11 protein-coding genes are annotated in these 13,930 nt (G+C 66.3%); 4 read left to right on the top strand and 7 right to left on the bottom strand.

The features are described from left to right. Nucleotides 1-3 precede the first annotated feature (3 nt). The 7 genes from rsmG to rpmH form a co-directional block, all read right to left on the bottom strand. The gene (rsmG, locus tag SK095_RS14980; protein WP_320546748.1) at nucleotides 4-651 is read right to left on the bottom strand and encodes a 16S rRNA (guanine(527)-N(7))-methyltransferase RsmG; all 648 of its coding nucleotides are present in this window, start codon (nucleotides 649-651) and stop codon (nucleotides 4-6) included. After that, the gene (gene mnmG, locus SK095_RS14975; RefSeq protein ID WP_320546747.1) at nucleotides 651-2,543 is read right to left on the bottom strand and encodes a tRNA uridine-5-carboxymethylaminomethyl(34) synthesis enzyme MnmG; all 1,893 of its coding nucleotides are present in this window, start codon (nucleotides 2,541-2,543) and stop codon (nucleotides 651-653) included. The genes rsmG and mnmG overlap by 1 nt, the downstream gene beginning before the upstream one ends. A gap of 548 nt (nucleotides 2,544-3,091) precedes the next feature. Next, on the bottom strand, nucleotides 3,092-4,459 hold the full coding sequence (mnmE, locus tag SK095_RS14970; protein ID WP_320546746.1) for a tRNA uridine-5-carboxymethylaminomethyl(34) synthesis GTPase MnmE: 1,368 nt from the start codon (nucleotides 4,457-4,459) through the stop codon (nucleotides 3,092-3,094). A 64-nt stretch (nucleotides 4,460-4,523) separates the two neighbouring features. Further along, nucleotides 4,524-6,179: a membrane protein insertase YidC gene (gene yidC, locus SK095_RS14965; protein ID WP_320546745.1), complete on the bottom strand. Its 1,656-nt coding sequence runs from the start codon at nucleotides 6,177-6,179 to the stop codon at nucleotides 4,524-4,526. Nucleotides 6,180-6,183: 4 nt separating this feature from the next. Then, nucleotides 6,184-6,429, bottom strand: coding sequence for a membrane protein insertion efficiency factor YidD (gene yidD / locus SK095_RS14960; protein WP_136489684.1), 246 nt, complete (start codon nucleotides 6,427-6,429; stop codon nucleotides 6,184-6,186). Then, the gene (gene rnpA, locus SK095_RS14955; protein ID WP_136489685.1) at nucleotides 6,422-6,826 is read right to left on the bottom strand and encodes a ribonuclease P protein component; all 405 of its coding nucleotides are present in this window, start codon (nucleotides 6,824-6,826) and stop codon (nucleotides 6,422-6,424) included. The genes yidD and rnpA overlap by 8 nt, the downstream gene beginning before the upstream one ends. Before the next feature lie 13 nt (nucleotides 6,827-6,839). Then, on the bottom strand, nucleotides 6,840-6,977 hold the full coding sequence (gene rpmH / locus SK095_RS14950; RefSeq protein WP_090313513.1) for a 50S ribosomal protein L34: 138 nt from the start codon (nucleotides 6,975-6,977) through the stop codon (nucleotides 6,840-6,842). Nucleotides 6,978-7,645: 668 nt separating this feature from the next. Here rpmH and dnaA point away from each other — a divergent pair. From dnaA to gyrB, 4 genes are all read left to right on the top strand, one after another. Continuing rightward, complete coding sequence (gene dnaA / locus SK095_RS14945) at nucleotides 7,646-9,094, top strand: chromosomal replication initiator protein DnaA (protein WP_201485443.1); 1,449 nt, start codon at nucleotides 7,646-7,648, stop codon at nucleotides 9,092-9,094. A 30-nt stretch (nucleotides 9,095-9,124) separates the two neighbouring features. After that, on the top strand, nucleotides 9,125-10,228 hold the full coding sequence (gene dnaN / locus SK095_RS14940; RefSeq protein ID WP_320546744.1) for a DNA polymerase III subunit beta: 1,104 nt from the start codon (nucleotides 9,125-9,127) through the stop codon (nucleotides 10,226-10,228). Between the two features lie 152 nt (nucleotides 10,229-10,380). Then, nucleotides 10,381-11,481, top strand: coding sequence for a DNA replication/repair protein RecF (gene recF / locus SK095_RS14935; protein WP_136490003.1), 1,101 nt, complete (start codon nucleotides 10,381-10,383; stop codon nucleotides 11,479-11,481). Next, on the top strand, nucleotides 11,478-13,898 hold the full coding sequence (gene gyrB / locus SK095_RS14930) for a DNA topoisomerase (ATP-hydrolyzing) subunit B (protein WP_136490004.1): 2,421 nt from the start codon (nucleotides 11,478-11,480) through the stop codon (nucleotides 13,896-13,898). The genes recF and gyrB overlap by 4 nt, the downstream gene beginning before the upstream one ends. Nucleotides 13,899-13,930 lie beyond the last annotated feature (32 nt).

Below are 13,930 nucleotides of genomic sequence, written 5' to 3'. Positions count from 1 at the left end.
TCCTCAGGCGCAGCGGCGCAGTATCAGCAGATGGCGCTGGCCCTGGCAACCGGGCACCTGCAGCACCTGTTCGGCTTCGACGCGGAAATCCGCCGGCAGCGCGGCGAGTTCCTCGTGCGGGTACTGGCCCTTCATCGCCAGCCAGCGGGTGTCGGCGTCGCCCAGGTGGCGGGTCCAGTGGGCGAAGTCGGCCAGCGAGCTGAACGCCCGCGAGACGATGCCGGCGAAGGGTTGCACCGGGCGGAAGTTTTCCACACGGCTGTGGACAACTTCCAGGTTGGCCAGCCTCAGCTCGAGTTTCACCTGGGTCTGGAAGCGGGTCTTCTTGCCGTTGGAGTCCAGGGTGGTGAAGCGCCGCTCGGGGAACAGGATGGCCAGCGGGATGCCGGGCATGCCGCCGCCGCTGCCGACGTCCAGCCAGTCATCCCCAGCCTCGCGCACGAACGGCACGATGCTCAGGCTGTCGAGCAGGTGGCGCGAGACCATCTCGTCCGGGTTGCGCACCGCGGTCAGGTTGTAGGCCTGGTTCCACTTGATCAGCAGGGCCAGGTAGGCCAGCAGCTGTTCCTGCTGGCTGGCGGTGAGCTCGACGCCGAGTTCGGCGGCGCCGCGGAGCAGTTCGGCGGCGTGGGCGGCAGTGACGGCGGACATCAGACGTTCTGCTCCAGCTGGCGGCCGGCGCCGCGCTTCTTCAGGTGGATCAGCAGCAGCGACACCGCCGCCGGGGTGACACCGGGGATGCGCGAGGCCTGGCCGAGGGTCTGCGGGCGGGCGGTGCTCAGCTTGCCCTGGATTTCCTTGGACAGCCCGCCGATGGCGGCGTAGTCGAGGTCGTCGGGCAGCGCGGTGTTCTCGCTGGCGCGCAGGCGCTCGATCTCTTCCTGCTGGCGGTCGATGTAGCCGGCGTACTTGATGCGGATCTCCACCTGCTCGGCGACCTGCGGGTTATCCACAGCCTCGCCGGTGATCTCGGTCAGCGCCGCGTAGTCGATCTCCGGGCGCGCCAGCAGGTTGTGCAGGTTGTACTCGTGGCTCAGCGGGGTGCCGAAGCGCGCGGCGATAGCATCGCCCTGGGCGGTGCCCGGACGCACCCAGGTGCTCTTCAGACGCTGCTCCTCGCGCTCGATGCCCTCGCGCTTGGCGCAGAACGCCGCCCAGCGCCGCTCGTCGACCAGGCCCAGCTCGCGGCCCTTCTCGGTCAGGCGCAGGTCGGCGTTGTCCTCGCGCAGGATCAGCCGGTACTCGGCGCGCGAGGTGAACATGCGGTACGGCTCCTGGGTGCCGAGGGTGATCAGGTCGTCGACCAGCACGCCGATGTACGCCTCGTCGCGGCGCGGGCACCAGGCCTCGCGGCCCTGGGCGCGCAGCGCGGCGTTGGCGCCGGCGAGCAGACCCTGGGCGCCGGCCTCCTCGTAGCCGGTGGTGCCGTTGATCTGCCCGGCGAAGAACAGGCCGCCGATCACCTTGGTCTCCAGCGAGTACTTGAGGTCGCGCGGATCGAAGAAGTCGTACTCGATGGCGTAGCCGGGCCGCACGATGTGGGCATTCTCCAGTCCGCGGATCGAGCGGACGATCTGCAGCTGCACGTCGAACGGCAGCGAGGTGGAGATGCCGTTGGGATAGATCTCGTGGGTGGACAACCCTTCCGGCTCGAGGAACACCTGATGGCTGTCCTTGTCGGCGAAGCGATGGATCTTGTCCTCGATCGACGGGCAGTAGCGCGGGCCGATGCCCTCAATGATCCCCGAGTACATCGGCGAGCGGTCGAGGTTGCCGGCGATGATCTCGTGGGTGCGCGCGTTGGTATGGGTGATCCAGCAGCTGACCTGGCGCGGATGCTGCTCGCGCGAGCCGAGGAACGACATCACCGGAGTCGGGGTGTCGCCGGGCTGCTCGGTCATCACCGAGAAGTCGATGGAGCGGCCGTCGAGGCGCGGCGGCGTGCCGGTCTTCAGCCGGCCGACGCGCAGCGGCAGCTCGCGCAGGCGGCGGGCCAGGGCCAGCGACGGCGGGTCGCCGGCGCGCCCGCCTGAATAGTTCTCCAGGCCGATGTGGATAAGTCCGCCGAGGAAGGTGCCGGCGGTCAGCACCACGTTGTCGGCATGGAATTTCAGGCCCATCTGGGTAACCACCCCGCGGACCTGCTCGCCCTCGACGATCAGGTCGTCAGCGGACTGCTGGAATATCCACAGGTTGGGCTGGTTTTCCAGGATGCGGCGGATCTCGGCCTTGTACAGCGCACGGTCGGCCTGCGCGCGGGTGGCGCGCACCGCCGGGCCCTTGCGGCTGTTGAGGATGCGGAACTGGATGCCGGCCACGTCGGTGGCCTCGGCCATGGCACCGCCGAGGGCGTCGATCTCCTTGACCAGGTGGCTCTTGCCGATGCCGCCGATGGCCGGGTTGCAGCTCATGTGGCCGAGGGTTTCCACGTTGTGGGAGAGCAGCAGGGTCTTGACCCCCATGCGTGCTGCGGCCAGTGCCGCCTCGGTACCGGCATGGCCGCCACCGATGACGATCACATCAAAACGGGAAGGGAAATCCACCACGCACCTCGTGCCTGTTCGGGAAGGGAATTCGGGAAGCCGCGCAGTATAGAGGCTTCTCCGGGGTGAATGAAGCAGTGTGGACAAAAAGTAGCCAGCCGGTGTGGGCCGGACCAAGCCGGGTGATCAACAAAAAATAGAGAGAACGGATTTTTAGAAAGACTGTTTTAGAGCTTGTTATAGGTGTGCACAGAATCTGTGGATAGATCCGTTTACTCCTTGTATTTCAATGACTTGTTCACTGAATAAGATTGTACACAGGTCATCGGGAGGTCTCTGCATAACCCGCTTGGGGCTGTGTGTGGACAAGTCTGTTATCCACAGGGGCAGTTATCCACATGGATCCGATGACCTTATCGAAAGAGCAGAACTGTAGTTGTCCACAGGGCTTATCCGCACGGATTCTTGTGTGGACAAGGTCCTGTCTGAGCACGCGACCCGACGAGCGGACACGGGACGGCGCAGGGCCGGCGGAAAAACCGGTCCTGGCGCAGGAACGCAGGGAGTGACGGCCAGCCGACACCGAGGTCGGCTGGCCGGGAGAGGGGCTACTTGCCGATGCAGAAGCTGGAGAAGATCCGCCCGAGCAGGTCGTCGGGGGTGAAGGCGCCGGTGATCTCGCCGAGCGCCTGGTGGGCCATGCGCAGGTCCTCGGCGAGCAGCTCGCCGGCGCCGAGCAGGGTCAGCTGCTGGCGGCCGTGCTCGAGGCAGGCATTGGCCTGGCGCAGGGCGTCGAGGTGGCGCCGGCGCGCGCTGAAGCTGCTCTCGGTGGTCTGCTCGTAGCCCATGCAGGTCTTCAGGTGCTCGCGCAGCAGCTCGAGACCGGCGCTGCTGCGCGCCGACAGGCTGATCGTCACGTGGCCGTCGCTGCAGGTGTCCAGGCGTACTGCCTCGCCGGACAGATCGGCCTTGTTGCGGATCAGGGTGACCCGCGCCGGATCGGGGCGCCGGTCGAGGAATTCCGGCCACAGGGCGAACGGATCGGCGGCTTCCGGCGCCGTAGCGTCGACCACCAGCAGCACGCGGTCGGCCTCGCCGATGGCCTTGAGCGCACGTTCGACGCCGATCCGCTCCACCTGGTCCTCGGTATCGCGCAGACCGGCGGTGTCGACCACGTGCAGCGGCATGCCGTCGATGTGGATATGTTCGCGCAGCACGTCGCGGGTGGTGCCGGCGATGTCGGTGACGATCGCCGCCTCGCGGCCGGCCAGGGCGTTGAGCAGGCTGGACTTGCCGGCGTTCGGCCGCCCGGCGATCACCACGGTCATGCCGTCGCGCAGCAGCGCACCCTGCCCCGCCTCGCGCTGCACCGCCAGCAGCTCGCTGCGTACGCCGTCGAGCTGGCCGAGCACGTGGCCGTCGGCGAGAAAATCGATCTCCTCCTCGGGGAAGTCGATGGCCGCTTCGACGTACATGCGCAGCTCGATCAGCCGGTCGGCCAGGCGCTGCACCTTGCGCGAAAACTCGCCCTGCAGCGAGCGCACCGCGTTGCGTGCCGCCTGCTCGCTGCTCGCCTCGATCAGGTCGGCGATCGCCTCGGCCTGGGCGAGATCGAGCTTGTCGTTGAGGAAGGCGCGCTCGCTGAACTCGCCGGGGCGGGCCAGGCGCGCGCCGAGCTCCAGGCAGCGGCGCAGCAGCATGTCGAGCACCACCGGGCCGCCGTGGCCCTGCAGCTCGAGGACGTCCTCGCCGGTGAACGAATTCGGCCCGCGGAAGTACAGCAGCAGGCCCTGGTCGATCACCTCGCCATCGTCGGCAAAGAACTCGCTGTAGTAGGCATGCCGCGGCTCGGGCTCGCGGCCGCTCAAGCTGATGGCGATCGGCCGGGCGCACGGGCCGGAGACGCGGACGATGCCCACGCCGCCGCGCCCCTGGGCGGTGGCGACGGCGGCGATGGTGTCACGGACGGATTGCATGGCGGCCTCCGGAGGGTGGAAAGCAAGACGCCCCACGAGGGGGCGTCTGCAGTCAGCGGCTGATTCAGGCCTTGGCGGCCCCTTCGATCTGCCGGGTAATGTACCACTGCTGGGCGATGGACAGGACGTTGTTGACCACCCAGTACAGCACCAGACCGGCCGGGAACCACAGGAAGAAGAAGGTGAAGATGATCGGCATCAGCTTCATCACCTTGGCCTGCATGGGGTCCGGCGGGGTCGGGTTCAGGCTGGTCTGCACGAACATGCTGATGCCCATGATGATCGGCAGGATGAAGAACGGATCCTTGATCGACAGGTCGACGATCCAGCCCAGCCACGGCGCCTGGCGCATCTCGACGCTTTCCAGCAGGGTCCAGTAGAGGGCGAGGAACACCGGCATCTGCACCAGGATCGGCAGGCAGCCGCCCAGCGGATTGATCTTCTCCTTCTTGTACAACTCCATCATCGCCTGGGACATCTTCTGGCGATCGTCGCCGAACTGTTCCTTGAGCGCCTGCAGCTTCGGGGCCACCGCGCGCATGCGCGCCATGGACCTGTAGCTGGCCGCCGACAGCGGGAAGAACGCCAGCTTGATCAGCACGGTGAGGACGATGATCGACCAGCCCCAGTTGCCCAGCAGGCTGTGGATATGTTGCAGCAGCCAGAAGATCGGCTGGGCGATGAACCACAGGAAGCCGTAGTCGACGGTCAGCTCCAGCCCCGGCGACAGTTCCTCCAGCTTGTCCTGGATCTTCGGACCGGCGTACAGGGTGGCGCTGGTCTCGGCGCTGGCGCCGGCCGGCACGTTGAGCGCCGGGCCGGTGAAACCGATGATGTAGTTGCCCTGGCCGTCCTTGCGGGTGGCCACCACGTTGCTGTCGTCCTTGCTCGGCACCCAGGCGGTGACGAAGTAGTGCTGCAGCCAGGCGACCCAGCCGCCCTGCACGGTCTCGCGCAGGTTCTTGTCGTCCATGTCCTTCATGGCGACCTTCTTGTACGGCTCGTCCTGGGTCCACAGGGCGGCGCCGAGGTAGGTGGCCATGCTGGCGCCGCTGGTCGCCGACGGGTCGGCGCTGGCGTCGCGCTTGAGCTGGGCGAACAGGTTGCCGCTCCACGGCGCGCCGCTCTGGTTGTCGATGCGGTGGCTGACGGTGAAGTCGTACTGGCCGCGCTTGAAGGCGAAGCGCTTGACGTAGTTGACGCCGGCCTCGCTGAATTTCAGCTCGACCACCAGCTCGTCCTGGCCGTCGACCAGTTGGTAGGCGTTCTTCTCGCTGCTGTACAGCGGGCGGCCGCTGGCGCGGGCGTCCGGGCCGTTGGCGCCGGTCAGGCCGCTCTGCGCGACGTAGGTGCGCTCGGTGCCGTTGTCGAACAGGGCGAAGGGCACGTCGCGATTCTGCAGGCTGCGCGGATACTGCGGCAGGGCCAGCTGCACCACGTCGCCGCCCTGCGGGTCGATGGCCAGCTTGAGCACGTCGGTCTGCACCTGGATCAGCGGCGTGCTCGCTGCCGCGGCAACGTTCGCCGGAGCATTGCCCTGCTCGCCGGCTACCGGCACGTCGGCCTGGGTGGCGGCAGTCGGTACGCCGACGGCGGTCTGCGCCGGAGCGGCGGCCACGGCTGGCAGCTGCGGCTGACCGTAGTCCTCGTTCCACTTGAGGACCATGATGTAAGACACGATTGCCAGAGCGACGATCAGTATCGAGCGTTGAATGTCCATGGTTTTATTCGGCCATCGATGAGGGTCGGGACGTGCGGGACTGTGGCACCGGGTCGTAACCACCGGCATGCCAGGGGTGGCAGCGGGACAGCCGACGCAGGGTCAGCCAGCCACCGCGAGCGAGGCCATGCGTGCTGATGGCTTCGTGGGCATAACAGGAACAGCTGGGATAGAAGCGACAGCGGCTGGCCATCAGCGGACTGATGGCATAGCGATAGAACTGGATCAGGGCGAGGGCCAGTTTACGCATGGGATCCGTCGGTCGGCGGCTGTTCGGGGCGAGCTTGCGGGCTTTGCCGGTTGCGCGCCAGGCGTTTCCAGAGCTTGGCGAACTGCTGGTGCAGCTCGGGGTTGTCCAGATCGCCGAGGCCCTTGCGCGCGACCACCACGATGTCCAGACCGCCGAGCATCTCCTGATGCAGACGGAAGGAATCGCGCATGATGCGCTTCAGGCGATTGCGCTCGACGGCAAGCTTGACGCTCTTCTTGCCGATCACCAGGCCGAGGCGCGGATGATCGAGCCCGTTGTCACGGGCCAGGAGCAGTACAGACTTGCCGGGAGCCTTGCCGGTGGGGGAGTCGAAGACTGCCGCGAACTGTCGGGACGTCAGCAGTCGCTTGTCCCGGCCGAAACTCCGACTCACCACCCGTTCCGGGCAATCAGACGGTGGTCAGACGCTTGCGGCCCTTGGCGCGGCGACGCGACAGGACTGCACGACCGTTCTTGGTGGCCATACGCGCACGGAAACCGTGGGTACGGGCGCGCTTCAGATTGCTGGGCTGAAAAGTACGTTTCATGGGTCAGTTACCTGGTAATCGCAGGGCGCCGACAGGGAGCCCCAGTTAAAGAGACCGGGGATTCTAGAGAAAGCCTCGGCACAGGTCAATTTCCAACCAGCGCTCGATGGCAGTCATCCACAGCCCTCGTCGTCGCTCTTACTTCCGCTCAGTCCTGCCTCGACGGTTGACGTCCCGTTCTCGCCTGCCCGGTCGGACGGACCTCGTCCCTGTCCTCATTCGATCAGCGATGGCGCACGGTTTTCCCCTGCCGATAATTAACACAGACAAGAAAGTGTTTAAAAGATCGTTCTGGTAATGATGTATGTACAAGCCCGTTTCTGTGGATAAGTAGCCAGAGACCATTATCCACAAGGCTTGGACGAAAACTGAAGCCTGTCGAGAAGAAGTGCGGCGCGTGTGCGGCAGCTTGGGGAAAGCTGGGGATGGATGGGCATCTTGTCCACAGGCGAGTTGCCAACCGACTTTTCCCGAAGGTTCCCGATGGGTTTGCCGTGCGGTTATCCACATGGGGATGGAGGTCCCTGGCGACGGGCGGTGAAAAAACATGCGCAGCTCGGTCGTTCGCCTGCCGCAGAGCGCCAGGCATGTGGATAACTCGGCGCCTCGCCGCTACAATGTGTCCTTTGCCTGTCTATCAAGACGCTTTACCGAGCGAGGGAAACCGAGTGTCCGTGGAACTGTGGCAGCAGTGCGTGGAAGTCCTGCGCGATGAGCTGCCTTCCCAGCTGTTCAACACCTGGATCCGTCCGCTGCAGGTCGAAATGCATGGCGACGAGCTGCGCGTGTACGCGCCCAACCGCTTCGTGCTCGACTGGGTCAACGAGAAGTACATCGGCCGTCTGCTGGAACTGATGAACGAGCGCAGCGACGGCCAGGTGCCGGCGCTGTCGCTGCTGATCGGCAGCAAGCGCCCCGCGCCGCCGCGCCCGGCGCCCGCTCCGGTGGCGACGCCCGCCCCCGCCCCCGCGCCGGCCTTCGTGCCGGCCGCGGCGGAGATTGCCGCACCGGCGCTGGTCGAGGCCGTGGCCGAGGCGCCCAGCGCGCCGGCGGTGCGCACCGAGCGCAGCGTGCAGGTCGAGGGCGGCCTCAAGCACACCAGCTACCTGAACCGCAACTTCACCTTCGAGAACTTCGTCGAGGGCAAGTCCAACCAGCTGGCGCGCGCCGCCGCCTGGCAGGTGGCCGACAACCCCAAGCACGGCTACAACCCGCTGTTCCTCTATGGCGGCGTCGGCCTGGGCAAGACCCACCTGATGCACGCGGTGGGCAACCACCTGCTGAAGAAGAACCCCAACGCCAAGGTGGTCTACCTGCATTCCGAGCGCTTCGTCGCCGACATGGTCAAGGCCCTGCAGCTCAACGCGATCAACGACTTCAAGCGCTTCTACCGCTCGGTGGACGCCCTGCTGATCGACGACATCCAGTTCTTCGCCCGCAAGGAGCGCTCCCAGGAGGAGTTCTTCCACACCTTCAACGCCCTGCTCGAGGGCGGCCAGCAGGTGATCCTCACCAGCGACCGCTACCCGAAGGAGATCGAGGGCCTGGAGGAGCGGCTGAAGTCGCGCTTCGGCTGGGGCCTGACCGTGGCGGTCGAGCCGCCGGAGCTGGAGACCCGGGTGGCGATCCTGATGAAGAAGGCCGAACAGGCCAAGGTCGAGCTGCCCCACGACGCGGCGTTCTTCATCGCCCAGCGCATCCGCTCCAACGTGCGCGAGCTGGAAGGCTCGCTGAAGCGGGTGATCGCCCATGCCCACTTCACCGGCAGCGACATCAGCATCGAGCTGGTGCGCGAGTCGCTGAAGGATCTGCTCGCCCTGCAGGACAAGCTGGTCAGCATCGACAACATCCAGCGCACGGTGGCCGAGTACTACAAGATCAAGATCGCCGACCTGCTGTCCAAGCGCCGCTCGCGCTCGGTGGCGCGCCCGCGCCAGGTGGCCATGGCGCTGTCCAAGGAGCTGACCAACCACAGCCTGCCGGAGATCGGCGACGCCTTCGGCGGCCGCGACCACACCACCGTGCTGCACGCCTGCCGCAAGATCGCCGAACTTCGCGAGGAAGACGCCGATATCCGCGAAGACTACAAGAACCTGCTGCGCACCCTGACCACCTGACGGGCGCGCCCCCGCAAGCCGAGACTGAAGATGCATTTCACCATTCAACGCGAAGCCCTGCTCAAGCCGCTGCAACTGGTCGCCGGGGTCGTCGAACGCCGACAGACCCTGCCGGTGCTGTCCAACGTGCTGCTGGTGGTGCAGGGCCAGCAGCTGTCTTTGACCGGCACCGACCTCGAGGTCGAGCTGGTCGGCCGCGTGGCCCTGGAAGAGCCGGCCGAGGCCGGCGAGATCACCGTGCCGGCGCGCAAGCTGATGGACATCTGCAAGAGCCTGCCGTCCGATGCGCTGATCGACATCCGCGTCGACGAGCAGAAGCTGCTGATCAAGGCCGGGCGCAGCCGCTTCAGCCTGTCCACCCTGCCGGCCAACGACTTCCCCTCGGTGGAGGAAAGCCAGGGTTCGCTGACCTTCGCCGTGGCGCAGAGCAAGCTGCGCCGGCTGATCGAGCGCACCAGCTTCGCCATGGCCCAGCAGGACGTGCGCTACTACCTCAACGGCATGCTGCTGGAGGTCAACGCCGGCCGCCTCAGCGCGGTGGCCACCGACGGCCACCGCCTGGCGCTGTGCGCGCTGGACGCCGGCCTCGAGGCGCCGGACAAGCACCAGGTCATCGTGCCGCGCAAGGGCATCCTCGAGCTGGCGCGCCTGCTCACCGAGCCGGACGAGCCGGTCAGCATCGTCCTCGGCCAGCACCACATCCGCGCCACCACCGGCGACTTCACCTTCACCTCCAAGCTGGTCGACGGCAAGTTCCCCGATTATCAGCGCGTGCTGCCGCGCAATGGCGACAAGCTGGTCGTCGGCGACCGCCAGGCGCTGCGCGAGGCGTTCAGCCGCACCGCGATCCTCTCCAACGAGAAGTACCGCGGCATCCGCCTGCTGCTGGCCAGCGGCCAGCTGAAGATCCAGGCCAACAACCCCGAGCAGGAGGAGGCCGAGGAAGAGGTGCAGGTCGACTACTTCGGCGACGCCCTGGAAGTCGGCTTCAACGTCAGCTACCTGCTCGACGTGCTCGGCGTGATGACCACCGACCAGGTGCGCATCACCCTGGCCGACGCCAACAGCAGCGCCCTGCTGCAGGAAGCCGGCAACGACGATTCGGCCTACGTCGTGATGCCGATGCGCCTGTGATCTGCCTGGGCGGATCCTGTGGACAAGATGTGCATGTACCTGCCACAGGGTCTGCCCCGCCACGATTCATGCGTACTGTACGTGGAACACCCTGTGGATAACATTGTGTACAAGCCGTTGAGTACCCTTATCCACATCGGCGGGCACCAGCCATGTCCCTGGTCCGCCTGAACGTCAGCGGCCTGCGCAACCTGCAGGCGGTGCAGCTCGCGCCCTCGCCGCGCATCAACCTGCTGCACGGCGACAACGGCAGCGGCAAGACCAGCGTGCTGGAGGCCATCCACCTGCTCGGCCTGGCCCGCTCGTTCCGCAGCAGCCGGCTGACCCCGGTGATCCAGCACGGCGCCGAGCAGGCCCTGGTGTTCGGCGAGGTGCGCCTGGCCGACGGCCGCCCGGCCAGCCTGGGCATCGCCCGCCAGCGCAGCGGCGACAGCCAGATCCGCATCGACGGGCAGAACGCGCGCAGCGCCGCGCAACTGGCCGAACTGCTGCCGCTGCAGCTGATCAACCCGGACAGCTTCCGCCTGCTCGAGGGCGCGCCCAAGGTGCGCCGGCAGTTCCTCGACTGGGGGGTGTTCCACGTGGAACCGCGGTTCCTCGACGCCTGGCAGCGCCTGCAGGCGGCCCTGCGGCAGCGGAACTCGTGGTTGCGCCATGGTAGAATCGACGCCGCTGCGCAGGCCGCCTGGGACCGCGAACTGACACTGGCCAGCGAGGCCATCGACGCCTACCGGCGCGCCTACATCCAGGCGCTCAAGCCGGTGTTCGAGCGCACCCTGGCGCAGCTGGTGGAACTGCCGGAGCTGACCCTCAGCTACTACCGCGGCTGGGACCGCGAACGCGACCTCGCCGAGGTGCTCGCCGCCGCTCTGCTGCGCGACCAGCAGCTCGGCCACACCCAGGCCGGACCGCAGCGCGCCGACCTGCGCCTGCGCATCGGCAGTCACAACGCCGCCGACATCCTCTCGCGCGGCCAGCAGAAGCTGGTGGTCTGCGCCCTGCGCATCGCCCAGGGACACCTGGTCAACCAGGCCAAACACGGGCAGTGCGTCTACCTGGTGGACGACCTGCCCTCGGAACTCGACGAACAGCATCGTCACGCGCTGTGCCGCTTGCTGGAAGACCTCGACTGCCAGGTGTTCGTCACCGGCGTCGACGGCGAAACCCTCAAAGACGGCTGGCGCACGGACACGCCGGTCGCCATGTTCCACGTGGAGCATGGCCGTATTGAATCCTCGGGAGTGAAGGCATGAGCGAGAACAACACGTACGACTCCTCCAGCATCAAGGTGCTGAAAGGTCTGGACGCCGTACGCAAGCGCCCCGGCATGTACATCGGCGACACCGACGATGGCACCGGGCTGCACCACATGGTCTTCGAGGTGGTGGACAACTCCATCGACGAGGCGCTGGCCGGTCATTGCGACGAGATCAGCATCACCATCCACACCGACGAATCGATCACCGTGCGCGACAACGGCCGCGGCATTCCGGTGGATATCCACAAGGAAGAAGGTGTCTCCGCCGCCGAGGTCATCATGACCGTGCTGCACGCCGGCGGTAAGTTCGACGACAACAGCTACAAGGTCTCCGGCGGCCTGCATGGCGTCGGCGTGTCGGTGGTCAACGCGCTGTCCGAGCAGCTGGTGCTGACCATCCGTCGCAGCGGCAAGGTCTGGGAGCAGACCTACGTGCACGGCGTGCCGCAGGCGCCGCTGGCACCGGTCGGCGACACCGAGGGCTCCGGTACGCAGATCCACTTCAAGCCGTCGGCCGAGACCTTCCGCAACATCCACTTCAGCTGGGACATCCTCGCCAAGCGCCTGCGCGAACTGTCGTTCCTCAACTCCGGGGTGGGCATCGTCCTCAAGGACGAGCGCAGCGGCAAGGAGGAGCTGTTCAAGTACGAGGGCGGCCTCAAGGCCTTCGTCGACTACCTGAACAACCACAAGACCGCGGTCAACCAGGTGTTCCACTTCAACGTGCAGCGCGAGGAAGACGGCGTCGGCGTCGAGGTGGCGCTGCAGTGGAACGACAGCTTCAACGAGAACATCCTCTGCTTCACCAACAACATCCCGCAGCGTGACGGCGGCACCCACCTGGCCGGCTTCCGCTCGGCGCTGACCCGCCATCTGAACAACTACATCGAGGCCGAGGGCCTGGCCAAGAAGTTCAAGGTGGCCACCACCGGCGACGACGCCCGCGAGGGCCTCACCGCGATCATCTCGGTCAAGGTGCCGGATCCCAAGTTCAGCTCGCAGACCAAGGACAAGCTGGTCTCCTCCGAGGTGAAGACCGCGGTCGAGCAGGAGATGGGCAAGTACTTCGGCGACTACCTGCTGGAGAACCCCAACGAGGCCAAGGCGGTGGTCGGCAAGATGCTCGACGCCGCGCGCGCGCGCGAGGCCGCGCGCAAGGCCCGCGAAATGACCCGCCGCAAGGGCGCGCTGGACATCGCCGGCCTGCCCGGCAAGCTGGCCGACTGCCAGGAGAAGGACCCGGCGCTGTCCGAACTGTACATCGTCGAGGGTGATTCGGCCGGCGGCTCGGCCAAGCAGGGTCGCAACCGCAAGACCCAGGCGATCCTGCCGCTCAAGGGCAAGATCCTCAACGTCGAGAAGGCGCGCTTCGACAAGATGCTCTCCTCCCAGGAGGTCGGCACCCTGATCACCGCACTGGGCTGCGGGATCGGCCGCGAGGAATACAACATCGACAAGCTGCGCTACCACAACATCATCATCATGACCGATGCCGATGTCGACGGTTCGCACATCCGCACCCTGCTGCTGACCTTCTTCTTCCGCCAGCTGCCCGAGCTGATCGAGCGCGGCTACGTCTACATCGCCCAGCCGCCGCTGTACAAGGTCAAGAAGGGCAAGCAGGAGCAGTACATCAAGGACGACGAGGCCATGGAGGAATACATGACCCAGTCGGCCCTCGAGGACGCCAGCCTGCACGTCAACGACAGCGCCCCGGGCCTGTCCGGCGCGGCGCTGGAGAAGCTGGTCGGCGAATACCGCACGGTGATGAAGACCCTCGCCCGCCTGTCGCGACTCTATCCACAGGAGATCACCGAGCACTTCGTCTACCTGCCGCGGGTTGGCGTCGAGCAGCTCGCCGACCAGGTCGCCATGCAGGCCTGGATCGAACAGCTCGGCGAGCGCCTCAAGGCTGTGGAAAAGTCCGGGCAGAGCTACCAGGTCAGCCTGCGCGAGGACCGCGAGCGCCACCTGTGGCTGCCCGAGGTGCAGACCGTCGCCCACGGCCTGTCCAGCTACGTCACCTTCAACCGCGACTTCTTCGCCAGCAACGACTACCGCACCGTCACCGACCTCGGCGCGCAGCTCAACAGCCTGCTCGAGGAAGGCGCCTATGTGCAGCGCGGCGAGCGCAAGAAGCCGGTGGCGACCTTCAAGGAAGCGCTCGACTGGCTGATGACCGAAAGCACCAAGCGCCACAGCATCCAGCGCTACAAGGGCCTCGGCGAGATGAACCCCGAGCAGCTGTGGGAAACCACCATGGACCCGACGGTGCGCCGCATGCTCAAGGTGACCATCGAGGACGCCATCGCCGCCGACCAGATCTTCAACACCCTGATGGGCGACGCCGTCGAACCGCGCCGCGACTTCATCGAGAGCAACGCGCTGGCGGTGTCGAATCTGGACGTGTGATCGGCAAATCTGTGGATAATCCGGTTATCCAC

Origin of the sequence: Pseudomonas sp. AN-1, assembly GCF_034057115.1 — a bacterium.
Lineage (GTDB): Bacteria > Pseudomonadota > Gammaproteobacteria > Pseudomonadales > Pseudomonadaceae > Geopseudomonas.
This window is presented reverse-complemented; position numbering and strand designations above follow the sequence as displayed.